20 protein-coding genes, 2 tRNA genes, 3 rRNA genes and 1 riboswitch are annotated in these 24,263 nt (G+C 52.7%); of the genes, 15 read left to right on the top strand and 10 right to left on the bottom strand.

Going from position 1 to position 24,263, the window contains the following annotated elements; translation table 11 throughout:
* Positions 1-6: 6 nt before the first annotated feature.
* Positions 7-516: a peptide deformylase gene (def, locus tag I6N93_RS01630; protein ID WP_085690200.1), complete on the bottom strand. Its 510-nt coding sequence runs from the start codon at positions 514-516 to the stop codon at positions 7-9.
* 114 nt (positions 517-630) lie between these two features.
* On the opposite strand from def, the gene dprA reads away from it, so the two are divergent.
* The 6 genes from dprA to I6N93_RS17405 are packed head-to-tail and all read left to right on the top strand — an operon-like array spanning position 631 to position 4,343.
* Positions 631-1,761, top strand: a complete 1,131-nt coding sequence (dprA, locus tag I6N93_RS01635; protein WP_085690198.1) for a DNA-protecting protein DprA — start codon at positions 631-633, stop codon at positions 1,759-1,761.
* Entirely contained in the window at positions 1,733-2,206 is a 474-nt protein-coding gene (locus I6N93_RS01640) for a DUF494 family protein (RefSeq protein ID WP_085690196.1), read from the top strand. The genes dprA and I6N93_RS01640 overlap by 29 nt, the downstream gene beginning before the upstream one ends.
* A 20-nt stretch (positions 2,207-2,226) precedes the next feature.
* Positions 2,227-2,784: a DNA topoisomerase family protein gene (locus I6N93_RS01645; protein ID WP_085690194.1), complete on the top strand. Its 558-nt coding sequence runs from the start codon at positions 2,227-2,229 to the stop codon at positions 2,782-2,784.
* Entirely contained in the window at positions 2,777-3,349 is a 573-nt protein-coding gene (gene tsaC, locus I6N93_RS01650; protein ID WP_085690192.1) for an L-threonylcarbamoyladenylate synthase type 1 TsaC, read from the top strand. Before I6N93_RS01645 ends, tsaC begins: the two co-directional genes overlap by 8 nt.
* 14 nt (positions 3,350-3,363) lie before the next feature.
* Positions 3,364-4,191, top strand: coding sequence for a shikimate dehydrogenase (aroE, locus tag I6N93_RS01655; protein WP_085690190.1), 828 nt, complete (start codon positions 3,364-3,366; stop codon positions 4,189-4,191).
* The gene (locus tag I6N93_RS17405) at positions 4,188-4,343 is read left to right on the top strand and encodes a DUF1488 family protein (RefSeq protein WP_373853838.1); all 156 of its coding nucleotides are present in this window, start codon (positions 4,188-4,190) and stop codon (positions 4,341-4,343) included. Before aroE ends, I6N93_RS17405 begins: the two co-directional genes overlap by 4 nt.
* A gap of 95 nt (positions 4,344-4,438) precedes the next feature.
* Here I6N93_RS17405 and I6N93_RS01665 read toward each other — a convergent pair whose 3' ends face one another.
* Entirely contained in the window at positions 4,439-4,975 is a 537-nt protein-coding gene (locus tag I6N93_RS01665; protein WP_085690188.1) for a gamma carbonic anhydrase family protein, read from the bottom strand.
* Positions 4,976-5,441: 466 nt separating this feature from the next.
* Between I6N93_RS01665 and I6N93_RS01670 the strand changes: the two genes are divergently transcribed.
* The 6 genes from I6N93_RS01670 (at position 5,442) to metA (ending at position 12,114) form a co-directional block, all read left to right on the top strand.
* Positions 5,442-6,984, top strand: a 16S ribosomal RNA gene (locus I6N93_RS01670).
* A 71-nt stretch (positions 6,985-7,055) separates the two neighbouring features.
* Positions 7,056-7,132, top strand: a tRNA-Ile gene (locus I6N93_RS01675).
* A gap of 127 nt (positions 7,133-7,259) precedes the next feature.
* Positions 7,260-7,335 (top strand) — tRNA-Ala (locus I6N93_RS01680).
* A 198-nt stretch (positions 7,336-7,533) separates the two neighbouring features.
* Positions 7,534-10,440: ribosomal RNA gene (locus I6N93_RS01685) — 23S ribosomal RNA — on the top strand.
* A gap of 110 nt (positions 10,441-10,550) precedes the next feature.
* Positions 10,551-10,666: ribosomal RNA gene (rrf, locus tag I6N93_RS01690) — 5S ribosomal RNA — on the top strand.
* The 16S, 23S and 5S rRNA genes sit together here with 2 tRNA genes alongside, the layout of an rRNA operon.
* A 518-nt stretch (positions 10,667-11,184) precedes the next feature.
* Positions 11,185-12,114, top strand: coding sequence for a homoserine O-acetyltransferase MetA (gene metA / locus I6N93_RS01695; RefSeq protein ID WP_085687905.1), 930 nt, complete (start codon positions 11,185-11,187; stop codon positions 12,112-12,114).
* A 387-nt stretch (positions 12,115-12,501) separates the two neighbouring features.
* Here the strand turns inward: metA and I6N93_RS01700 are convergent, their stop codons facing one another.
* Together I6N93_RS01700 and lysC are read right to left on the bottom strand one after the other, a co-directional pair.
* Positions 12,502-13,956, bottom strand: a complete 1,455-nt coding sequence (locus tag I6N93_RS01700; RefSeq protein WP_085687907.1) for a DASS family sodium-coupled anion symporter — start codon at positions 13,954-13,956, stop codon at positions 12,502-12,504.
* A 231-nt stretch (positions 13,957-14,187) separates the two neighbouring features.
* On the bottom strand, positions 14,188-15,552 hold the full coding sequence (gene lysC / locus I6N93_RS01705; RefSeq protein ID WP_085687909.1) for a lysine-sensitive aspartokinase 3: 1,365 nt from the start codon (positions 15,550-15,552) through the stop codon (positions 14,188-14,190).
* A 113-nt stretch (positions 15,553-15,665) separates the two neighbouring features.
* Positions 15,666-15,862: riboswitch (Lysine riboswitch) on the bottom strand.
* 178 nt (positions 15,863-16,040) lie between these two features.
* Here lysC and pgi point away from each other — a divergent pair.
* Both pgi and I6N93_RS01715 read left to right on the top strand, forming a co-directional pair.
* Positions 16,041-17,693: a glucose-6-phosphate isomerase gene (pgi, locus tag I6N93_RS01710; protein WP_085687911.1), complete on the top strand. Its 1,653-nt coding sequence runs from the start codon at positions 16,041-16,043 to the stop codon at positions 17,691-17,693.
* A gap of 190 nt (positions 17,694-17,883) precedes the next feature.
* A complete protein-coding gene (locus I6N93_RS01715) occupies positions 17,884-18,228 on the top strand; it encodes a DUF4156 domain-containing protein (RefSeq protein ID WP_085687913.1) in 345 nt (114 codons plus the stop codon).
* 67 nt (positions 18,229-18,295) lie between these two features.
* Here the strand turns inward: I6N93_RS01715 and epmB are convergent, their stop codons facing one another.
* A complete protein-coding gene (epmB, locus tag I6N93_RS01720; protein WP_085687915.1) occupies positions 18,296-19,342 on the bottom strand; it encodes an EF-P beta-lysylation protein EpmB in 1,047 nt (348 codons plus the stop codon).
* Between the two features lie 35 nt (positions 19,343-19,377).
* On the opposite strand from epmB, the gene efp reads away from it, so the two are divergent.
* Positions 19,378-19,944: an elongation factor P gene (efp, locus tag I6N93_RS01725; protein WP_085653351.1), complete on the top strand. Its 567-nt coding sequence runs from the start codon at positions 19,378-19,380 to the stop codon at positions 19,942-19,944.
* A 72-nt stretch (positions 19,945-20,016) separates the two neighbouring features.
* Here the strand turns inward: efp and blc are convergent, their stop codons facing one another.
* The 5 genes from blc to frdA all read right to left on the bottom strand — a co-directional run bounded on the left by blc (position 20,017) and on the right by frdA (position 23,999).
* Positions 20,017-20,568, bottom strand: a complete 552-nt coding sequence (blc, locus tag I6N93_RS01730; protein ID WP_085687917.1) for an outer membrane lipoprotein Blc — start codon at positions 20,566-20,568, stop codon at positions 20,017-20,019.
* Positions 20,569-20,692: 124 nt separating this feature from the next.
* Complete coding sequence (gene frdD, locus I6N93_RS01735; protein WP_085687919.1) at positions 20,693-21,049, bottom strand: fumarate reductase subunit FrdD; 357 nt, start codon at positions 21,047-21,049, stop codon at positions 20,693-20,695.
* Between the two features lie 14 nt (positions 21,050-21,063).
* Positions 21,064-21,459 carry a fumarate reductase subunit FrdC gene (gene frdC / locus I6N93_RS01740; RefSeq protein WP_085687921.1) on the bottom strand — a complete coding sequence of 132 codons (396 nt, stop codon included), beginning with the start codon at positions 21,457-21,459 and terminating at the stop codon, positions 21,064-21,066.
* 16 nt (positions 21,460-21,475) lie between these two features.
* Positions 21,476-22,210: a succinate dehydrogenase/fumarate reductase iron-sulfur subunit gene (locus I6N93_RS01745; protein WP_085687923.1), complete on the bottom strand. Its 735-nt coding sequence runs from the start codon at positions 22,208-22,210 to the stop codon at positions 21,476-21,478.
* Complete coding sequence (frdA, locus tag I6N93_RS01750; RefSeq protein WP_085687925.1) at positions 22,203-23,999, bottom strand: fumarate reductase (quinol) flavoprotein subunit; 1,797 nt, start codon at positions 23,997-23,999, stop codon at positions 22,203-22,205. Before frdA ends, I6N93_RS01745 begins: the two co-directional genes overlap by 8 nt.
* Positions 24,000-24,263 lie beyond the last annotated feature (264 nt).

The raw sequence follows: 24,263 nt of genomic DNA on the forward strand, positions 1-24,263 counted from the left end.
AGATGATTATGCGCGACTGCTTTGTCTGGCCAGCTTTTCCAGCTTCTGCCTGATACGCTGACGTTTTAATGGGGACAGATAATCAATGAACAGCTTGCCGACAAGATGGTCCATCTCGTGTTGAATACAAATAGCTAGCAGTCCATCTGTTTCGAGCTCAAATGTTTCGCCGTCACGGTTCAGAGCACGAATTTTGATACGTTCCGCTCGTGAAACCAGAGCGCGGGTTTCAGGAATGGACAAACAGCCTTCTTCAATGCCCGTATCTCCACTTTTTTCAAGCAGTTCTGGGTTGATCAGCACTAGACGTTCGTTACGTTCTTCCGAAACATCGATCACGATGATGCGCTGGTGGATATCAACCTGTGTAGCGGCCAAGCCAATGCCTTCTTCTTCGTACATCGTGGCGAACATATCGTCCACGATACGTTGAATTTCTGCATTAACTTCTTTGACGGGCCTTGCGATTGTGCGAAGCCGCTCGTCCGGGAAATGTAATACCTGCAAGACTGACATATATTTTTAGATCTGTATCCGAGTGATGGGAGAGTTCTGATCCCTATTCTAGACATTTCCGGTTCTGATTGACAGTATTCGCCATTATTAGCACTGCAGGATGCGGAGCGGAAAATGACGGATACTGAAGTGTGGTTGCGTCTGGCGTCGGTTAGTCGATTGGGGGCCAGAAAAATCGCGCAGTTGGTGAGCCAGATAAAGGAGGCGTGCGGATTTTCGTCCGCTTTCCTACAGGGATTGGGGCTGTCAGAATCGCAGACACAGCAGTTTTATAGCTACGAGCATGCGAAGGTGGAGGCAGTCTCACGCTGGCTTGAACATCCTTCACACTCGCTCGTCTTCTTTGGCACAATGGAATATCCCTTTCTGCTCGGTAATATCAGTTCACCTCCGCCCGTGTTGTACGTCATTGGAGATACCAAGTTGCTGGGTTCACCTCAAATAGCGATGGTTGGGAGTCGAAACCATAGCGCTTATGGGGAGCTGTGGGGAAAGTTCTTCGCTCAGGAATTCAGTCTGAGCCAATTGACCATCACCAGCGGACTTGCGGTTGGCATTGATGGGATTGCTCATCAGGCCGCGTTGGATACGGGGGGGAAGACAATTGCCGTTCTGGGAAGCGGGTTGAATCACCTGTACCCGCGACGCCATCGACCGTTAGCGGATCGCATTGTCGAGCAGGGCGGAGCGCTAGTTTCTGAGTTCGCGTTGGATACCAGACCGCTACCTGTCAATTTTCCTCGCAGAAATCGCATTATCAGCGGGTTAAGTCAAGGCGTGCTGGTGGTCGAAGCTTCCAGGCGCAGCGGGTCTCTGGTTACGGCGCGTTACGCCCTTGAACAAAATAGGGAGGTATTCGCTTTGCCGGGGGCGATTGGTAACGCGATGACGGAGGGCACGCACTGGTTAATTCAGCAAGGTGCGTACCTGGTAACCCATCCTAAAGACATCATTGAACAGCTTGGCAGCGATCTTCATTGGCTAACGGACTTTCCTGACACAGATAAGGAAATTATTTGTTCTCAGGAGAGCGAAGTTGAATTGCCATTTGCTGATGTGTTGGCTAACGTAGGAGATGAGGTTACACCTGTTGACGTTGTCGCTGAACGTGCCGGCCAACCTGTACCAGAGGTAGTCAGTAAACTACTGGATCTGGAGTTAGCAGGATGGATCGCAGCTGTACCCGGCGGCTATGTCCGATTAAGGAGGGCATGCCATGTTCGACGTACTCATGTACTTGTTTGAAACTTATATTCACAATGAAACTGAAATGCGTGTCGACCAAGATACGTTGACTGATGACCTCACTCGCGCTGGTTTTGATCGCAACGATATTTACAGCGCGTTGGATTGGTTAGAAAAATTAGCGGATATCCAAGAGGGGCAGATGCCTCCTTTGGCATTGGCAAGCGATCCTCTGGCATTACGTATTTATACGGCGGAAGAAGACCAACGACTGGATGTTGAATGTCGTGGTTTTCTCCTGTTTCTCGAACAGATTCAGGTGTTGAGCCTGGAAACCCGTGAAATGGTGATTGATCGGGTGATGGCGCTTGAAACTCAAGAGTTCGATTTGGATGACCTTAAATGGGTTATTCTGATGGTGCTGTTTAATGTACCTGGCTGTGAAAATGCCTATCAGCAAATGGAAGATTTACTTTTTGAAGCCAACGAAGGTTATGTGCAGTAAGCCCCACTCACGGGGAAACAATGGTTAAGCCGACACTTTTCGCTGAGAAAAAACAGCAGTGTCCGGAATGCGGTGCTGATTTAGTTATCCGTTCCGGGCGATATGGCCCTTTTCTGGGTTGTTCACACTATCCCGAATGTGAATACATCCGCCCGCTCAAGGCGCAAGCGGATGGTCACGTTGTTAAAGTGCTGAATGGTCAGCCCTGTCCCGAATGCCAGTCAACGCTGGTATTACGCCAGGGGCGTTACGGTATGTTTATCGGGTGCTCTCACTATCCTGAATGCGGTCATATAGAAATGATCGACAGACCCGATGAAACGGCGCTGAGCTGTCCTCAATGTCTCGAGGGAAAGTTACTGCAACGTAAGTCACGTTATGGCAAAACGTTCCATTCATGTGACCGCTATCCCGAATGCCGGTTCGCCATTAATTATCAGCCGGTGGCGGGCGAATGTGAGCATTGTCACTATCTCCTATTGGTCGAGAAGAAAACGGCGCGTGGCGTAAAGCGGTTCTGCGCCAGCAAGTCATGTGGCAAACCAGTATCAATAGAGATGTCCGATAGCGATGAATAACATTATCCCCCCCGAGCAGTGGCCTCCCCTGTTGAAGAATCTAGAGGATCACAAAGTGATCGCCTATCCGACCGAAGCGGTCTTCGGTTTGGGGTGCGATCCGGATAGTGAGATCGCCGTGCAGCGGCTGTTGGATCTGAAGCGTCGTCCCTGGCAGAAGGGATTGATCCTGATCGCTGCAGAATTTCAGCAGTTGGAACCTTACGTCGATGTTTCCGCACTTTCGGAGGCGCAGTTAAGCAGTGTTTTTTCCACCTGGCCGGGGCCAGTAACTTGGGTTATGCCGACGAAACCTAGCACGCCTCAATGGCTGACCGGAGAATTTACAACGCTGGCGGTGCGACTCAGCGACCATCCTTTAGTTATTGAGCTTTGCCGTCGGTTTGGTAAACCCTTGGTTTCCACTAGCGCAAATCTGAGTGGCAAGCCACCATGCCGTACAGCAAAAGAAGTGTTCGAGCAGTTCGGAAAAGCGTTTCCCGTGTTGGAAGGTGCGATTGGTGGTCGTCAAAATCCATCAGAAATTCGCGATGCCTCAACGGGCGCAATGGTACGTTCGGGCTAATAAGGAAATGTGTCATGTCATCTGAAGTCAAAGCCTTCGTTGTGTTTGGTAATCCGATCGAGCACAGTAAATCCCCGCAGATTCACACTCTATTTGCTCATCAGACCGGAATTGCACTGTCGTATGGCCGGCTTTTGGCTCCAATTGAACAGTTTGAACAGACGTTGCAAACGTTTTTCCAGACAGGTGCTGGCGCTAATGTAACGACTCCGTTCAAGGAGCGAGCCTGCATTGCCGTGGACGTTTTGAGCGAGCGTGCAAGAGCGGCGGGCGCCGTAAATACCATCAAAAAGTTGAATGATGGCTCGTTGTACGGTGATAACACCGACGGTATTGGTCTGTTGAGCGATTTAGAGCAGAACCACTTCATCCAGCCAGATTTCCATGTGTTGCTGATTGGCGCTGGCGGCGCGGCGCGGGGCGTTATTCAGCCTCTGTTGGCCCATGGCTGCGCAATCACGGTAACCAACCGCACGCAAAGTCGAGCTGAAGCGCTGGTGGATAATTTTTGCGATAAGGAAAATATTCGGGCGGTTCCTTTGAATGCACTTACCGACGAGAGATTCGATCTTATTGTCAACGCAACATCGTCAGGTATTTCTGGCGATATCCCTGCATTACCTGAGTCGCTTGTGTGTCGCGGGGTTCACTGCTATGACATGTTTTATGCATCCGGACTGACTCCCTTTCTCAAGTGGTGTACCGGATTGGGCGTAAAAAATTTTGCGGATGGTTTAGGTATGTTGGTGTGGCAGGCTGCTCATGCTTATGAACTGTGGCATGGGGTATTGCCAGACGCAGCTGCGGTGATCAAACAAATGAAGCGAGAACTTAAGCAGTGAATCAATCTATTCAATTTCCCGATCGCGAAGAGTGGGATGAAGGCGCTCAGGCTATCCGCTTCCCCGTACAGATCAATGGATTTCAGCGTGAGTGTATTTTGCGTGCGGCGCCCATCCAGCAGAGATACGGTGGGAGTCACTACGAAGAGTAGCTATCGCTGTTCATTTTGAATCGTTGGGATTTTGAAGAGGAGTTTGAGAGCCTGATCGTCAATGAAGTCGAGGATGCCGACGGCCGATTTGTGCTCTAGGCGTCGAGGTACTCCTCTTTCCAACGCACATAGTTGCTGGCGGAATAAAGTAGCCCACCTATTTCCTCTGCAGTTAGCAGTCGTACCTTTCTGTCCGGACTCCCTAAATAAAGATAACCGCTTTCCAGCCGCTTGTCCGGAGCTACTAAACTACCCGCGCCGATCATGACGTCATCCTCGATCACAGCGCGATCAAGGATAATGGATCCCATTCCCACCAGAACTCGATTTCCGATCGTACAACCATGCAGCACGACTTTATGGCCGACGGTGACGTCTTCCCCAATTAACAATGGATTGCCGCTTTTGTTGTGGGTGGATCGATGAGTGACATGTAAAACGCTGCCGTCCTGAATATTGGTTCGAGCGCCAATAAGGATCGTGTTGACGTCCCCACGGATGGCGACGAGTGGCCATATACTGACGTCGTCCGCCAGAAAGACATCGCCGATCACGACGCTGGAGGGATCGATCATTACTCTCTCACCGACCGTAGGTGCGAGGTTTTTGAAGGGACGAAGACTGTTCGTCATAACTGTTTACCTCATAGATGACAGGTATTTTGCCGAGTAGATCTTTTAATAACCTGAACTTAAGTCAGAAAATAGCCGCAGATGCGTAAGATCTTAACGGATAGCTGAAAAAAACAGCTAACGATAAAAAAGATCTCAATAGAGGGTTGTGCAACCCGGAGAGATCCCTATAATGCGCTCCCACTGACACGGCGAAGCGGACAACGCGGCGCGGTGACAGTCGGAGAAAGACGAAGAAAGTCGTTGACTCTGAACGAGGTAAGCGTAATATACGCGGCCTCACGTTAGCCGCTTAGGCGGAAACGAAACGCTCTTTAACAATATAATCAGACAATCTGTGTGGGCACTCACAAGACACTATCGCAAAAGATACGAAAAAGTCTTGAAGAGTGAACAACAGTTAATTCATTACGAATCAACAGTAAAATTCTTTGAGCATCGCTATTAAGTTAGCAAATCAAGCTTTTAATTGAAGAGTTTGATCATGGCTCAGATTGAACGCTGGCGGCAGGCCTAACACATGCAAGTCGAGCGGCAGCGGAAGGGAGCTTGCTCCCTTGCCGGCGAGCGGCGGACGGGTGAGTAATGTCTGGGGATCTGCCCGATGGAGGGGGATAACTACTGGAAACGGTAGCTAATACCGCATAACGTCGCAAGACCAAAGTGGGGGACCTCAGGGCCTCACACCATCGGATGAACCCAGATGGGATTAGCTAGTAGGCGGGGTAAGAGCCCACCTAGGCGACGATCTCTAGCTGGTCTGAGAGGATGACCAGCCACACTGGAACTGAGACACGGTCCAGACTCCTACGGGAGGCAGCAGTGGGGAATATTGCACAATGGGGGAAACCCTGATGCAGCCATGCCGCGTGTATGAAGAAGGCCTTCGGGTTGTAAAGTACTTTCAGCGGGGAGGAAGGCAGTGAACTTAATACGTTCGCTGATTGACGTTACCCGCAGAAGAAGCACCGGCTAACTCCGTGCCAGCAGCCGCGGTAATACGGAGGGTGCAAGCGTTAATCGGAATGACTGGGCGTAAAGCGCACGCAGGCGGTTTGTTAAGTCAGATGTGAAATCCCCGAGCTTAACTTGGGAACTGCATTTGAAACTGGCAGGCTAGAGTCTTGTAGAGGGGGGTAGAATTCCAGGTGTAGCGGTGAAATGCGTAGAGATCTGGAGGAATACCGGTGGCGAAGGCGGCCCCCTGGACAAAGACTGACGCTCAGGTGCGAAAGCGTGGGGAGCAAACAGGATTAGATACCCTGGTAGTCCACGCTGTAAACGATGTCGACTTGGAGGTTGCGGTCTTGAACTGTGGCTTCCGGAGCTAACGCGTTAAGTCGACCGCCTGGGGAGTACGGCCGCAAGGTTAAAACTCAAATGAATTGACGGGGGCCCGCACAAGCGGTGGAGCATGTGGTTTAATTCGATGCAACGCGAAGAACCTTACCTACTCTTGACATCCAGAGAACTTGGCAGAGATGCCTTGGTGCCTTCGGGAGCTCTGAGACAGGTGCTGCATGGCTGTCGTCAGCTCGTGTTGTGAAATGTTGGGTTAAGTCCCGCAACGAGCGCAACCCTTATCCTTTGTTGCCAGCACGTAATGGTGGGAACTCAAAGGAGACTGCCGGTGATAAACCGGAGGAAGGTGGGGATGACGTCAAGTCATCATGGCCCTTACGAGTAGGGCTACACACGTGCTACAATGGCGCATACAAAGAGAAGCGAACTTGCGAGAGTAAGCGGACCTCATAAAGTGCGTCGTAGTCCGGATTGGAGTCTGCAACTCGACTCCATGAAGTCGGAATCGCTAGTAATCGTAGATCAGAATGCTACGGTGAATACGTTCCCGGGCCTTGTACACACCGCCCGTCACACCATGGGAGTGGGTTGCAAAAGAAGTAGGTAGCTTAACCTTCGGGAGGGCGCTTACCACTTTGTGATTCATGACTGGGGTGAAGTCGTAACAAGGTAACCGTAGGGGAACCTGCGGTTGGATCACCTCCTTACCGAAGTGAAGTGCTAGTGAAGTGCTCACACAGATTGTCTGATGAAGAAGAACGAGCAGAAATACCTTTATAGGCTTGTAGCTCAGGTGGTTAGAGCGCACCCCTGATAAGGGTGAGGTCGGTGGTTCAAGTCCACTCAGGCCTACCAAATTTTCTCTTATGCTGCGTTATGCTCAGGCTTGTTTACAAGAGTAAACGCCGCCCTCGCACGCCTTGCCTAAGAAAAAATTAACTCTTCCATGAGTGGTATCTAAAGGTAACTGTAAGTGACGTTTGGGGCTATAGCTCAGCTGGGAGAGCGCCTGCTTTGCACGCAGGAGGTCTGCGGTTCGATCCCGCATAGCTCCACCATACAAAGACTTCAGAGCGTATTGGCGACAGTATGCTGTGAAGTATTTTGCTCTTTAACAATCTGGAACAAGCTGAAATTTGAAACGATGCGGCTGAACATCTCTCTGCGTGCAGTATTGAGCGGTGATTTGGTTGCGTCAGAGTCTCTCAAATAATCGCAGCGTGAAGGGTGTCTTACGAGACACCTTCGGGTTGTGAGGTTAAGTGACTAAGCGTACACGGTGGATGCCTAGGCAGTCAGAGGCGATGAAGGGCGTGCTAATCTGCGAAAAGCGTCGGCAAGGTGATATGAACCGTTATACCCGACGATACCCGAATGGGGAAACCCAGTGCAATCCGTTGCACTATCATGTCATGAATACATAGTGGCATGAGGCGAACCGGGGGAACTGAAACATCTCAGTACCCCGAGGAAAAGAAATCAACCGAGATTCCCCCAGTAGCGGCGAGCGAACGGGGAGGAGCCCAGAACCTGAATCAGTTTGAGTCTTAGTGGAAGCGTCTGGAAAGTCGCACGACAGAGGGTGATAGTCCCGTACACGAAGAGGCATGAGCTGTGAGTTCGACGAGTAGGGCGGGACACGTGTTATCCTGTCTGAATATGGGGGGACCATCCTCCAAGGCTAAATACTCCTGACTGACCGATAGTGAACCAGTACCGTGAGGGAAAGGCGAAAAGAACCCCGGCGAGGGGAGTGAAATAGAACCTGAAACCGTGTACGTACAAGCAGTGGGAGCATCCTTCGGGGTGTGACTGCGTACCTTTTGTATAATGGGTCAGCGACTTATATTCTGTAGCAAGGTTAACCGCATAGGGGAGCCGCAGGGAAACCGAGTCTTAACTGGGCGTTAAGTTGCAGGGTATAGACCCGAAACCCGGTGATCTAGCCATGGGCAGGTTGAAGGTTGGGTAACACTAACTGGAGGACCGAACCGACTAATGTTGAAAAATTAGCGGATGACTTGTGGCTGGGGGTGAAAGGCCAATCAAACCGGGAGATAGCTGGTTCTCCCCGAAAGCTATTTAGGTAGCGCCTCGTGAAGTCATCTTCGGGGGTAGAGCACTGTTTCGACTAGGGGGCCATCCCGGCTTACCAACTCGATGCAAACTGCGAATACCGAAGAATGTTATCACGGGAGACACACGGCGGGTGCTAACGTCCGTCGTGAAGAGGGAAACAACCCAGACCGCCAGCTAAGGTCCCAAAGTCATGGTTAAGTGGGAAACGATGTGGGAAGGCCCAGACAGCCAGGATGTTGGCTTAGAAGCAGCCATCATTTAAAGAAAGCGTAATAGCTCACTGGTCGAGTCGGCCTGCGCGGAAGATGTAACGGGGCTAAACCATGCACCGAAGCTGCGGCAGCGACGCTTAGGCGTTGTTGGGTAGGGGAGCGTTCTGTAAGCCTGCGAAGGTGGCCTGTGAGGGCTGCTGGAGGTATCAGAAGTGCGAATGCTGACATAAGTAACGATAATGCGGGTGAAAAACCCGCACGCCGGAAGACCAAGGGTTCCTGTCCAACGTTAATCGGGGCAGGGTGAGTCGACCCCTAAGGCGAGGCCGAAAGGCGTAGTCGATGGGAAACAGGTTAATATTCCTGTACTTGGTGTTACTGCGAAGGGGGGACGGAGAAGGCTGGGTTATCCGGGCGACGGTTGTCCCGGTTTAAGCGTGTAGGTGGGTGTTTTTGGTAAATCCGGAACACCGTTAACACTGAGGCGTGACGACGAGTCACTACGGTGATGAAGTAACCGATGCCAAGCTTCCAGGAAAAGCCTCTAAGCTCCAGGTAACACGAAATCGTACCCCAAACCGACACAGGTGGTCAGGTAGAGAATACCCAGGCGCTTGAGAGAACTCGGGTGAAGGAACTAGGCAAAATGGTGCCGTAACTTCGGGAGAAGGCACGCTGGCGTTGGTGAAGGGACTGGCTCCCGGAGCTGATACCAGTCGCAGATACCAGCTGGCTGCAACTGTTTAATAAAAACACAGCACTGTGCAAACACGAAAGTGGACGTATACGGTGTGACGCCTGCCCGGTGCCGGAAGGTTAATTGATGGGGTCAGCCGCAAGGCGAAGCTCTTGATCGAAGCCCCGGTAAACGGCGGCCGTAACTATAACGGTCCTAAGGTAGCGAAATTCCTTGTCGGGTAAGTTCCGACCTGCACGAATGGCGTAATGATGGCCAGGCTGTCTCCACCCGAGACTCAGTGAAATTGAACTCGCTGTGAAGATGCAGTGTACCCGCGGCAAGACGGAAAGACCCCGTGAACCTTTACTATAGCTTGACACTGAACCTTGAGCCTTGATGTGTAGGATAGGTGGGAGGCTTTGAAGTGTGGACGCCAGTCTGCATGGAGCCGACCTTGAAATACCACCCTTTAATGTTTGATGTTCTAACGTGGGCCCCTGAACGGGGTTGCGGACAGTGTCTGGTGGGTAGTTTGACTGGGGCGGTCTCCTCCCAAAGAGTAACGGAGGAGCACGAAGGTTAGCTAATCCTGGTCGGACATCAGGAGGTTAGTGCAAAGGCATAAGCTAGCTTGACTGCGAGAGTGACGGCTCGAGCAGGTGCGAAAGCAGGTCTTAGTGATCCGGTGGTTCTGAATGGAAGGGCCATCGCTCAACGGATAAAAGGTACTCCGGGGATAACAGGCTGATACCGCCCAAGAGTTCATATCGACGGCGGTGTTTGGCACCTCGATGTCGGCTCATCACATCCTGGGGCTGAAGTAGGTCCCAAGGGTACGGCTGTTCGCCGTTTAAAGTGGTACGCGAGCTGGGTTTAGAACGTCGTGAGACAGTTCGGTCCCTATCTGCCGTGGGCGTTGGAAGATTGAGGGGGGTTGCTCCTAGTACGAGAGGACCGGAGTGAACGCACCACTGGTGTTCGGGTTGTGATGCCAATTGCATTGCCCGGTAGCTAAGTGCGGAAGAGATAACCGCTGAAAGCATCTAAGCGGGAAACTTGCCCCGAGATGAGTCTTCCCTGGGACTTCGAGTCCCCTGAAGGGCCGTTGAAGACGACGACGTAGATAGGCTGGGTGTGTAAGCGTAGCGATACGTTGAGCTAACCAGTACTAATGACCCGAGAGGCTTAACCTTACAACACCGAAGGTGTTTTAGAGAGACGAGAAGAAGTTCAGCTTGTTTGCAGATTGGTTCTGGTGGTTGCACGGAGAGCGTGTGTAACGATTGGAATGAAACAGAATTTGCCTGGCGGCGATAGCGCGGTGGTCCCACCTGACCCCATGCCGAACTCAGCAGTGAAACGCCGTAGCGCCGATGGTAGTGTGGGGTCTCCCCATGCGAGAGTAGGGAACTGCCAGGCATTAATTTAAGTAGAGACCCTCAGCGAGAGCTGGGGGTTTTTGCGTTGGGGCGGTGAAAACGGCCGGCAAATCACTCAGAGCCTGCGGCCCACGCCAGACCAGACTATGTCCCCCCTAAAATGCTGAGGCTGTTGCACCTGAGAGCACGGTCGCCCATGATTTCGCGTCAGCGTGAAACTCCCGACTCTTTTTCTCTCCTTGGCTTTCTGCGCTTTCGCTGAGCCTGACCCTGTATTTATCCTATCGCTCTGAGCGACGCGACAAACGGCGACACGCCCATCCTGTGATAACCCGTGATATTCCATGGGGAGTAGTGTGAAGAGCCCGCGAGGGAGGCGATCATTATCCGGCAGGTAAACCGGGAGATTCACTATTCCTAAAAGGCATGTGCTCATCCTCTTTTGAGTGAAAGATTTTCAACTGCGCCCGTTCACTATCGACATCAATCGGGAAAATCGCTATCTTTGGCTGTCTGGAAGTCTAAGCGTATAAACGTATGTAGTGAGGTTATAAGGTTATGCCAATCCGGGTCCCCGATGAATTGCCCGCAGTGAACTTTTTGCGCAAAGAAAACGTGTTTGTGATGACATCGTCTCGTGCGAAAACTCAGGAAATTCGTCCGCTTAAAGTATTGGTTCTTAACCTGATGCCCAAAAAAATCGAGACTGAGAATCAGTTTCTACGGTTGCTATCGAATTCTCCACTGCAGATCGATATTCAACTGTTAAGAATTGATAGCCGCGAGTCCAAGAACACGCCGATCGAGCATCTCAACAATTTCTACTGCAACTTTGAAGATATTGAAAATGAAAACTTTGATGGGCTGATTGTGACTGGAGCCCCATTAGGATTAGTCGATTTCTGTGATGTGGTTTACTGGCCGCAAATTTCACGGGTTGTGAGTTGGGCTAAAGAGCATGTAACTTCAACATTATTTGTGTGCTGGGCCGTACAGGCCGCATTGAACGTCCTTTATGGCATCCCAAAACTGACGCGTGACGTTAAGCTATCTGGCGTTTATGAGCATCATACCTTTCAGCCACATGCGTTGATGACGCGCGGTTTTGATGAAACGTTCCTGGCACCTCATTCACGCTATGCAGATTTTCCACTTGACGTCATTCGCGGACACACCGACCTGGATATTTTGGCGGGTTCAGATGAAGTCGGCGCTTATCTGGTCGCGAGTAAAGATAAACGTCTGGCGTTTGTCACTGGTCATCCGGAATACGATGCGCTGACGCTGGGCAGTGAATATTTTCGCGATATCGAAGCAGGGTTGGATACCGTCATTCCTGTGAACTACTTCCCAGATAACAACCCTGAAAGAGCGCCTAAAGCGAGCTGGCGCAGTCACGGGCATCTCTTATTTTCAAACTGGCTAAACTATTATGTCTATCAGATCACGCCTTTCGATTTGCGTAATATGAATCCTACATTGGATTGATAGCCTTTATTTAGGCTCCCGCGGGTGCCTTTATGTTGACATTATTCTTTCTACTGAATACCCCTTATTTTTATGATGATTTATTTCAGCTTTTATGCCCCAAAATATTGTCCCTGTAGCGTTCTCAACGGCATGAATCACATGCTTAAGCGTTTTGTATGGATAAGAGACCTCATTATTTATTACGCAACACTACCTGCCTGATAGGTTTAAATACCAGAAGAAGAAAAAATGCTGTTATATAGCAGGCAGATGAAAGGCTCTGGACTAATGGTTAGATAATAGGTTTTGCTGAAAACGATGTGAGGAAGAATGGGGTCAACAAAAGCTCCGCTGAAATAAAAACAGGGGCGCGAGACCCCTGTCAAAATTTAACATCGTCTGTTATTAATACAACCCGATCACCTTCCACCACATCAAGCCGGCAGACATAAATATCGCCTGGTTTATCAGACTGATAATGAATCCTGTGCGCCACCAGACCCCGGTGGGCACATATCCTGCGCCGAACAGAATGGGACCACGGGCATGGGTGTACTGGGTGAGAGAACAATACAGGCTGCTGGTAAACGCCAGCATCAGCGCCATCGGTACTGCGGGGATATTTAGGTTAATGCCCACGCCTAGGAATACGGCGTAAAGGGCTGCAATTTGCGCATTGCCACTGGCAAAGAAGTAGTGGGTATAGAAGTAGGCAGCATTGAGTAGCAGAAGTACCAATACCCAACTGGTTCCCTGCATCATATGGCCGATGCTGTTGCCGATGAGATCGCCAAACCAAGTCGTGAAGCCCAGATTCTTGAGCTGGTTCGCCATCATTAACAGCGCCGCAAACCAAATCAGCGTATCCCAGGCGCCTTTCTCGCTTTTGATATCATCCCAGCTCAATACGCCAGTCAGCAGCAAGAAAGAGAGGCCGACAAAGGAGGCGGTTGTCGCATCTACGCCCAGTTTGTCGCCGAAAATCCACAGTACCAGCAGAATCAATACGGTGGCAGCCATCAGCCACTCCCCGCGGCTCATGCTTCCCATCTTTTTCAGTTCGGCGACGGCGAGCTTAGGGGCATCAGGCGTATGACGAATTTCTGGTTTTACCAACCAGTATACGCACAGCGGAATAATTAGCAGAGAGATTAGGCAGGGCACTACCGCTGCGACGAACCAACTGCCCCAGGTGATCGTGACGCCGGCGTTGGCCGCCAGTTTTATCGCCAACAGGTTGCCGGTGTAAGCCGTCATAAACATCGCTGCGGTGATATCGTTGACGTTACCGATACAGGTGACCAGGAAAGTACCGATCTTACTGCGGGAAGCATCATCCGGTTTGGAGTCGAAGCTGCGTGCCAGCGAGTCGGCGATGGGATAGATAACGCCGCCGCAGCGGGCCGTGTTGCTCGGCATCGCCGGGGACAGAACCAGGTCGGCAAAGGCCAGCCCGTAAGCCAGGCCCAGCGTGCGTTTGCCCAGTAGACGGATCATTTGGAGCGCAATACGCCGCCCCAATCCGGTTTTGATAAATCCCCTGGCAATCATGAAAGCAACGACGATCAGCCAAATCAACGAACTGTTGAGATCGCTCAGCGCCGTCTGGATGGATGCGCTAGGCGTTTTGTCGCCCGCCGCATAGGTTAAGGCGAATAGCGTAATGCTGATGATACCAATCGCCCCAATCGGCAATACATTTGCCACGATACAGACAATCGTTGCGACGAAAATAACGGCTGAATGCCAGGCTGCGGGAGTCAAGCCGGTGGGCGGAGTGAGGTGCCAGAAGAAAGTTGCAATAATGACGATGACTACTAAAGGAAGCCAATTCAGGCCATAAGACGTTTTGGTCTTCATCCGTTTTCCTTACAAAGGTCTGAAGATATTGCGCGCGTGTAGCCCTAATATCGGTTAGGGAGTGAACTAAGAATAACGCTAATGAATCGCTGGGAAAGTGAAAATATGCCACTTATTGACGTAAGGCGTTTTTAAAGTATTTATTTTAGAGGCTTCATTGACGAAACGGCAATGAAGGAAAATAGACGATGGCCGGAATGCAATAACCGGCCATCGGGCGCGAGGAAGGGGTTATTCGAATAGATTGTAATGCAGAGTTTGCACGACCTGTTCGGCCGCGCTGGACGGCACCAGGAAGCACAGATTATGGCTACTGGCGCCATAACAGATCAGGCGAATATTAAAGGGTTCCAGTACGCCAAATACCTCTTTGCCCACGCCGCAAGCCTGAGAAAGTTTATTGCCGATCAGGGCGACCAACGACATATCTTCTTCCACTTCGACCCGACACAGCGAAGACAGCTCCGTCAGCATGGCGCTGGACAGTAAGCCGTCGCCGGTAGACGTTGACCCTGTCGTATCGAGCGTGAGCGCGACGTTCACTTCGGACGTGGTAATCAGATCTACGGAAATATTGTGACGCGCCAATATGCTGAAAACTTCCGCGAGAAAACCACGCGCATGCAGCATGTTCAGGCTATGCAGCGTCAGCAGGGTCTGCTTGCGACGCAGAGCCAGAGCGCGAAACAGCGGGGGATGCTTGGTTTTGTTGCAGACCAGCGTCCCCCCCGCGGCAGGATTTTTGCTGGAACCGACAAAGACCGGTATATCGCGGCGTACAGCGGGCAGAAGCGTGGCGGGATGCAGCACTTTAGCGCCAAAGGTCGCCATTTCCGCGGCTTCCTCAAACGTAATCTGATCGATACGTTTGGCGGTGGGCACCACGCGCGGGTCGGTTGTATAAATGCCGGGAACGTCCGTCCAGATATCAATCCGGCTGACGTTGAGGGCTTCGCCCAGCAGTGCGGCCGTATAGTCGCTGCCGCCTCGTCCCAACGTGGTCGTGCGTCCTTTGGCCTCGCTACCGATAAAGCCTTGAGTGATGACGAGGCTATCTTCCAGACGAGGCAACAATTGCTCACGGGTCAATTCTCCCAGCGCTTCGCAGTCAGGCTCGGCGCGTCCGAAGCGATCGTTGGTGCGCATGATTTTACGCACGTCGAACCATTCCGCCACGACACTGCGTTCCCGTAAAATTTCGACGAATAGCAGCGAGGACATCAGCTCGCCGTGGCTCACCAGTTCGTCGGTCAGTGCGGTGGAGGTGGCTAACGCTGCCGCTTCCGATAACCGGGTGATGTTGTCCAGCATTCGGTTGATCTCTTCACGGATGACTTCCGGCTGAGTCAGGCGATCAACGATGGCGTATTGAATCTGGCGGATTTTAGTCAGGTATAGTTCGCGTTCTTCTAACGGCACGCCTTCCGCCAGCGCGACCAGTAAATTGGTGACGCCGGCGGAAGCCGACAGCACCACGACGCGGACCTGCGGATTGGATAGCACCACGTCGGCGCTATGGTTCATCGCGTCGAAATCGGCGACGCTGGTGCCGCCGAATTTAGCAATAATCAACGCGTTTTGTTGTTGAGCAGACATTTCTAAAACCTCGTGTCAGGAGACAGCATCGCTAGGGGTGAGCCGTCCATCGTTAAGCCTGTGCACAAGGGAAGAGCGATAAGCAGGGAGCAGACGTAGAAAAAAGCTACGATACACCCAGAAGCGCTCCACCTTGCTGAACATCCTGCCGAGCAGGATAAGCCGGTGACAACCCAAGGGATTCAGCCCCTGTGGTCGATGACATCAATGCCGGCATTGATCTCACCTCGGCGACGCTCCCCCTCGGGTATCTTCTTCGGAAAACGGCTCCTCCGACACCTTACCTGGGCGACGCACCTCTTCTGGCTTGCGAACCTAATGGCATCGCAAGTAGGCCATTACAAATAACGGGTTACGCGACGGCTGTCAATGACTCGCGGGGTTCCCTGCGGGGCATTTCGCAAGAAAAGGGATCTCAAGCCAGTCGTTAAGGGATACAATCTCTTGATTACTGACCATTCATTCTTACTTAGACAAAGAGTACCGTTATGAAAAATATCAATCCAACGCAGACGGCCGCCTGGCAAGCTCTGCAGCAGCATTTTGCTGTGATGAAGGACGTTAAAATCAGCGATCTGTTTGCCCAGGATGATGCCCGCTTCGAGCGGTTTTCCGCGACCTTTGACGATCTGATGCTGGTGGACTATTCAAAAAACCGTGTCACGGATGAGACGCTGGGAAAATTGCAGGCTTTGGCGCGCGAGACCGATTTGGCTGGCGCAATTTCGTCCATGTTCTCCGGTGAAAAGATTAACCGTACTGAAGACCGCGCGGTCCTGCACGTTGCCTTGCGTAACCGCAGCAATACGCCGATCGTGGTCGATGGCAAAGACGTGATGCCGGAAGTGAATGCCGTGCTACAGAAAATGAAGCAGTTCAGCGGACGCGTTATCGGCGGCGACTGGAAAGGGTATACCGGTAAAACCATCACCGACGTGGTGAACATTGGTATTGGCGGTTCTGACCTGGGTCCATTCATGGTGACGGAAGCGCTCAAGCCTTATAAAAATCACCTCAACATGCACTTTGTCTCCAACGTTGACGGTACGCACATCGCGGAAACGCTGAAAACGCTGAACCCGGAAACCACTTTGTTCCTCGTCGCGTCTAAAACGTTCACTACCCAGGAAACCATGACTAACGCCCACAGCGCGCGTGACTGGTTTCTGGAAGCGGCGGGTGACGAGAAGTTTGTCGCCAAGCACTTTGCCGCGCTGTCCACCAATGGCAAGGCCGTGGGCGAGTTCGGGATTGATACCGATAACATGTTTGAGTTCTGGGACTGGGTGGGGGGACGTTACTCTCTGTGGTCCGCCATCGGTATGTCTATCGTACTGTCCATCGGCTACGACAACTTCGAACAGCTGTTAAGCGGCGCTCACGCGATGGACAAGCACTTCGCGTCAACGCCTATCGAACAGAACCTGCCGGTATTGCTGGCGCTTATCGGCATCTGGTACAACAATTTCTTCGGCGCGGAAACAGAAGCGATTCTGCCATACGACCAGTATATGCACCGTTTTGCCGCCTACTTCCAGCAGGGCAACATGGAGTCCAACGGTAAGTACGTTGACCGCAACGGCACGCCGGTAGAATACCAGACGGGCCCGATCATCTGGGGTGAACCGGGAACCAACGGCCAGCACGCGTTTTATCAGCTGATTCATCAGGGAACTAAACTGGTGCCTTGCGATTTCATTGCGCCCGCCGTCAGCCATAACCCGCTGAGCGACCATCACAGCAAATTACTGTCCAACTTCTTCGCACAGACAGAAGCGCTGGCCTTTGGGAAATCCCGTGAAACTGTCGACGCAGAATTCGCCGCCGCCGATAAAAAACCGCAGGATGTGGAACACGTCGCGCCGTTTAAAGTGTTTGAGGGTAACCGCCCGACCAACTCTATCCTGCTGCGTGAAATCACGCCGTATAGTCTGGGTGCACTGATTGCGCTGTACGAGCACAAGATCTTCACGCAAGGCGCGATCCTGAACATCTTTACGTTCGACCAATGGGGGGTTGAATTGGGTAAACAGCTGGCCAACCGCATCCTGCCGGAACTGCTGGATGATGCTGCGGTGAGCAGTCACGACAGCTCCACCAACGGCCTGATCAACAACTTCAAAAAGTGGCGTCAGGCATAATCATCCATGCTGCTCGCGCGGCCTGTTGCACTGGTTGTGCGAGCAGAAAGCGATAGATGGGCGGGCCCGGTCTTTCTGAATTTCTCCCGATTGTGGGAAGAAGGTCGACACGCTCGTTGTCGTGACATCGTGGTAACTGCTTCCGAAACAATGACCGTCAGACCGCGATCTTAATCATCTCGGAGGGAACATGCGGATTCGTATTCTTATGGCAGCAGCAGGCGTTTTGCTGGCGGCCGGATGTAGCTCGACTCATTCGCTTAGCCCGGCTGGGCAGGCGGTGCGTTTTACGGATAGCTTGCCGGGCGTGGAATGTCAGCGGCTCGGCGCTGTGGCCGGTACTCAATCCAACTGGTTGTCCGGCAACGGTGATGCAGGCAGCTCGATGCGGGGCGCGGCTAACGATCTGCGTAATAAGGCCGCTGAGATGGGTGGGAATGTTATTTTTGGCGCGACGTCGCCGAGTGAGACGTTCCTATCCAGCTTCGCTCCGTTGGATAGCAAGATACAGGGTGACGTGTATAAATGTCGTTAACGCTCGCGATGTAATGAAAAGGGCCGACGAGCGTTTTCGTCGGCCTTTGTTTTATCCAGCGACTGTTTTATCCGGCGACGTCGTCCTGGCTTTGCCGCATACCGAGATCCAGTGGCGTCTTGCTGGCTTCACCGCCTATCTCCCGCGCCAGACGGGGCACCAGATACCCTGATACCAACGTCATCAGCGTTTTTACAATGTCTCTTGCCTCATTATCCGGCACCAGAAAATGCGCGGCTCCCTGTACTTTGTCCAGGACATGCAGGTAATACGGCAGGATCCCCGCGTCGAACAGCGCGTTGCTTAGCGCCGCGAGCGTCGTGGCATCATCGTTTATACCGCGTAGCAGTACGCTCTGATTTAGCAGCGTCACCCCCGCAAAGCGTAATCTCGCCATACTTTGTGCTACGTCAGTGCCGATTTCATTCGCGTGATTAATATGCGTGACGAGCACCACACACAGTCTGGATTGCTTCAGGCGCTGGCACAGCGCGTCCGTGATCCTTGCCGGGATCACTACCGGTAGTCGGCTATGGATGCGCAGGCGTTGAAGATGGGGAATGCTTTCCAATTCGGCGATAAGCCAGTCCAGCTCGTGATCTTTCGCCATCAGCGGATCGCCGCCGGAAAAAATGAGCTCATCCAGTTCAGGATGCTGGCGGATATAGTCCATCGCCTGCCGCCAGTTGGGTTTATTCCCCTGATTGTCCTGATACGGAAAGTGGCGACGGAAGCAATAACGGCAGTTGACGGCGCATCCGCCTTTGACCAGCAGCAGCGCACGATTACGGTATTTGTGCAGCAGGCCGGGAACGACGCTGTCTTGCTCTTCCAATGGATCGTGGCTGAATCCGGGCGTCTCAATAAATTCCTGCGGCGCGGTGACCACCTGCAACAGCAGCGGATCGAGAGGATCGCCCGGCTGCATTCGTGCGGCGAATGCGCGTGGTACGCGCAGGGGGAAAAGCCTGCGGGCATCACGCCCTTTTGTCAGCTGAGGGTGCTCTTTTAGCGAGAGAAACTGGAGTAATTCGTCCGGATCGGTAATAACGTCGGCGAGTTGCTGTAACCAATCTTCTCCAGACAGCGTATTTCGGGTTATAATGTGTGCCATTTTTTGGCTAAGTTACCAGTAATAAGAGGACCAACATGGCGTCTTATAGTACCAATGAATTCCGTTCCGGTCTTAAAATCATGCAGGACGGTGAGCCGTGTGCGATCATTGAAAATGAATTTGTTAAACCGGGCAAAGGCCAGGCGTTTAACCGCGTCAGAATCCGTAAGTTGATTTCCGGCAAAGTGCTGGAAAAAACCTTCAAATCCGGTGATTCCGTTGAAGCGGCGGACGTCATGGATATGAACCTGACTTACCTGTACAACGACGGCGAGTTCTGGCATTTCATGAACAATGAAACGTTTGAACAGCTGGCTGCCGACGTGAAAGCCGTTGGCGACAACGCCAAATGGCTGGTTGAACAGGCAGAATGCGTACTGACGCTGTGGGACGGTGCTCCGATCGCCGTAACGCCGCCGAACTTCGTTGAACTGGAAATTACCGATACCGATCCGGGCCTGAAAGGCGATACGGCCGGAACGGGCGGTAAACCTGCCACGCTGACGACGGGCGCCGTGGTTAAGGTTCCGCTGTTCGTACAAATCGGCGAAGTGATTAAAGTGGATACTCGCTCCGGCGAATACGTATCCCGCGTAAAATAATCTCTCCGCATGATACCGCTGCTATCTCGCAGCGGTGTTATCCACACCGTTTCTCACGCTGTGCGTGTCACGTCAATGTGTCGTTCCCGCAACATCGTTATCCGACTGATTAACCCAAATAAGCTGTTCCGTGTCAAAACCATAGCGTCTGGCGGTCGTCAGCAGCTGTTGTATCACCGTGTCGTCCAGCGTCGGCGTGCGGGATAAGATCCATAGATAATTGCGGCTGGGCCCGCAAATCATGGCATAGCGATAGGCATCGTCCAGCGCAATCACATTATAGCTACCGTAGAATGGCCCAAAGAAAGAGACTTTCAGCGATGCCGTCTCGGGATCGCCAATCAGGTATCCTTTCCCCATACTCTCTTTCCAGCGCTGCTGCAGCGCATTAAAGCCGCGATTGGTCACGGTAATACCGCCGTCCTCGCGCGGATGATAGGTCGCCGTCACGCGATCCAGCCCGCGTTCGAAGCGGTGGTTGAGACGGGCAATTTCGTACCAGGTGCCGAGATAGCGGTGTATATCGAAGTTTTTCACCACCTCGACATTCTCCGGCGGCGTTGTACTGCAGGCGGAGGAGAGCAGTGACGTGATTGCCGCCACCAGCGTTTTCCATCTTTTCATCGGTTTTTATCCTCCTGGGATAGACAATAGCTGAAGAGTGATGCCGTTAAGGGTAGGAAGCGTTTGGCGGACTGGCAATGAAAAACGGCCTGCATAGGCAGACCGTTGATTTTGGCGCGGGGTTTTAGAGCGTGACAAGCCCAATGATGGTGACCACCGTCAGAATGGCAGCGAGTCCGTAAAAGACCCATTTCCCTGCCGGCACGTGAATTTTAAAGTCGTGCATGGCGTGGTGAATGCGGTGGAGGCCACACCAGAGCGGTAGCACGATCATCAGCAGCAGGAACACCCGACCGATGAGGCTATGGCTAAATGCGGCAATACGGTCGTAGGACAGCGCCTCTGGGAACAGCCCCATCGGCAGCAGAATACCGACCAGCAGGACGATCACCGGCCCGAAAATGGCGCTCCACATGCCACCGGCACCGAACAGCCCCCAGAAAGGCGGTTCATCAGAACGTTTTGGCGTTTGATTAATCACGTTATTTCTCCTGATCAGTACAGCAAGGCGATAGCCAGTATCGCCAGCGTGACTACCACGGTCACAATCCACAGCGCTTTAACGATCGGCTCCGGACCCATCTTTTCATCTTTAATCACGATGATGGTGGCTTTCGGCGCCAGATCGAACCAGGTCTTGGTCTGAAGAGCCGCGGCCAGCAGCGCGATGATATTGATGAACAGCACGATGGGGTTTTGCAGGAAGCCGACAAAGCCCGCCCAGCCTTCCGCGCCGTGTTTCAGCGCGAAAACGCCGTACAGCAGCACGATACTGAACCATACTGCCGGAACAGCCGTCCCTTCGCGCAGCATATAGAAGCGGTAATATCCCAGCTTCTGCCACCAGGTCGGCGTCATGCCACGGACATACGCTTTACGTTTGGTTATCATTGTTTGCCTCCCTCTCTTATTGTGGTTTCAGCATGGCGATCATGAAGTCTTTGGCGCTCTCGACTTTGCTCTGCTGGATGGCAGCGGCGGGATCTACGTGCTTCGGACACACTTCAGAGCAGTAACCGACAAACGTACAGGACCACACGCCGTTATCGCCGTTCAACTGAGGCATACGCGCTTTCTTGCCGTGATCGCGGTTGTCCAGATTGTAGCGGTGCGCCAGCGTAATGGCGGCCGGGCCGATGAACTCCGGGTTAAGACCAAACTGAGGACAGGCCGCGTAGCACAACCCGCAGTTGATGCAGCCGGAGAACTGGTGGTACTTCGCCATTTGCGCCGGCGTCTGCTGGTTGGGACCGTCTTCCGGTTTTCGGTCATTGCCGAGAATGTACGGCTTGATGGCTTCGAGACTCTCGATGAAGTGAGTCATATCGACCACCAAATCGCGCTCGATAGGGAAGTTACCCAGCGCTTCCACCTTCATGCCGTCGGTATAGTCGCGGAGGAAGATTTTGCAGGCCAGCTTCGGCACGTTGTTGACCATCATGCCGCAGGAGCCGCAGATCGCCATACGGCAGGACCAGCGGTAAGACAGGTCCGGCGCCAGGTTATCCTTGATATAACCCAGCGCATCAAGCAAGGAGGTCTGCTTGTTGTACGGCACTTCATAGGTTTCGAAGTGCGGCGCACTATCCTGCTCTGGGTTGTAGCGCATGACTTCCATTTTCAGGGTTTGCATCTCAGCCATTCGCTTGCTCCTTCTTACTTTTCTCCTGAGCATCGGCTTCACCGCCGTAAACGCGTTTCGCCGGCGGCAGCTTGGTGATCTTCACATCGCTGTACTCAAGACGTGGAGCGCCGTCCTGGCTATGGAACGCCAGTGTATGCTTCAGGTAATTGACGTCGTCGCGTTCGGTGCAGCCTTCATCAAGACGCTGGTGGGCGCCGCGGGATTCCTTACGGTTAATCGCGGAGTGCGCCATGCATTCCGCTACATCCAGTCCGTGGCCGAGCTCGATGGTGTACAGCAGGTCGGTATTAAACACGCAGGAGTGGTCGCTGATTTTGACGCGTTTGAAACGTTCTTTCAGTTCGGCCAGCTTATCGACGGTTTTTTGCATCAGGTCGGTGGTGCGATAGATTCCGCAGCCTTCTTCCATCGTCATCCCCATCTCATCACGGATTTTCGACCAGCTTTCCGTGCCTTCCTGATTCATCAGGTTATGCAGTTTCTTCTCGACGTCGCGTGCCTGCGCATCCAGTGCGCTGGTATTGGCGGGCGTCGCTTCCTGAGAACGTTGTATGGCGTGTTCTCCCGCCAAACGGCCGAAGACCACCAGCTCTGCGAGGGAGTTGGAGCCCAGACGGTTGGCACCGTGCAGGCCGACGGAGGAGCATTCGCCGGCGGCGAACAGGCCTTTGATGCGCGTTTCACACTGCTGATCGGTTTCGATGCCGCCCATGGTGTAATGTGCGGTAGGACGGATGGGAATCGGTTCCTTGACGGGATCGACGCCAACGTAGGCTTTGGCCAGTTCGCAGATGAACGGCAGGCGCTCTTTCAGCTTCTTCTCGCCCAGGTGACGCAGGTCGAGGTAGACCACGTCGCCCAGAGGCGTAGAGATGGTGCGGCCAGCGCGCCACTCATGCCAGAATGCCTGAGACACCTTGTCGCGCGGCCCCAGCTCCATGTATTTGTTTTTCGGCTCACCCAGCGGCGTTTCAGGCCCCATGCCGTAATCCTGCAGATAGCGGTAGCCATCTTTGTTGACCATGATGCCGCCTTCGCCGCGGCAGCCTTCGGTCATCAGGATGCCGGAGCCGGGCAGGCCGGTCGGGTGATACTGCACGAACTCCATATCGCGCAGCGGCACGCCGTGGCGGAACGCCATTCCCATGCCGTCGCCGGTGACGATGCCGCCGTTGGTGTTGTAACGGTACACACGTCCAGCGCCGCCTGTCGCCATGATGACGGCATTGGCGCGAATCTGCACCAGCTTGCCTTCCATCATGTTGATGGCGACAACGCCGCGAGCGTGGCCTTCATCAACCAGAATATCCAGCACGAAGTGTTCGTCGAAACGCTGAATTTGCGGGTATTTCAGCGAAGTCTGGAACAGGGTGTGCAGCATGTGGAAACCGGTTTTGTCCGCAGCAAACCAGGTGCGTTCAATCTTCATACCACCGAAACGGCGCACGTTGACCGAACCATCCGGTTTACGACTCCACGGGCAACCCCACTGTTCCATCTGGATCATTTCACGGGGGCATTCGTGAACAAACTGGTCGACGACATCCTGTTCACAGAGCCAGTCGCCGCCGGCGACGGTATCTTGGAAATGGAAGTCAAAGCTATCGTGATCCTGAGTGACCGCTGCCGATCCTCCTTCTGCGGCCACGGTATGGCTCCGCATTGGGTAGACTTTAGAGATCAGCGCAATCTTCAGTTGGGGATTAGCTTCGGCTGCAGCAATTGCTGCGCGTAAGCCAGCGCCCCCGGCCCCGATAATGGCCAAGTCGGCATTAAAGGTCTGCACTGCATTCCTCCAGTTACATAAGTTAAATAAGATAAAATAAGAAAATAATGCGTAATGCGAAAATTGGTTTTATTTCTGCCCATTTTTCAATGAGTTGGGAGGGGCAGAGAAAAAGTCTGACGGCGGTGGATCACCGTTAAATCACTCTTTTTTGTGTGGAAATGATTATAGCTATTTAAAGGTAGCTGAAATTTGATGTGATCCAGCATTTTGTTGTTTTTTAACCAGCGGAGAGGAATAGTTCGTAAAACGTGATCGAAAATG

Origin of the sequence: Lonsdalea populi, from assembly GCF_015999465.1 — a bacterium.
Classification (GTDB): Bacteria; Pseudomonadota; Gammaproteobacteria; order Enterobacterales; family Enterobacteriaceae; genus Lonsdalea; species Lonsdalea populi.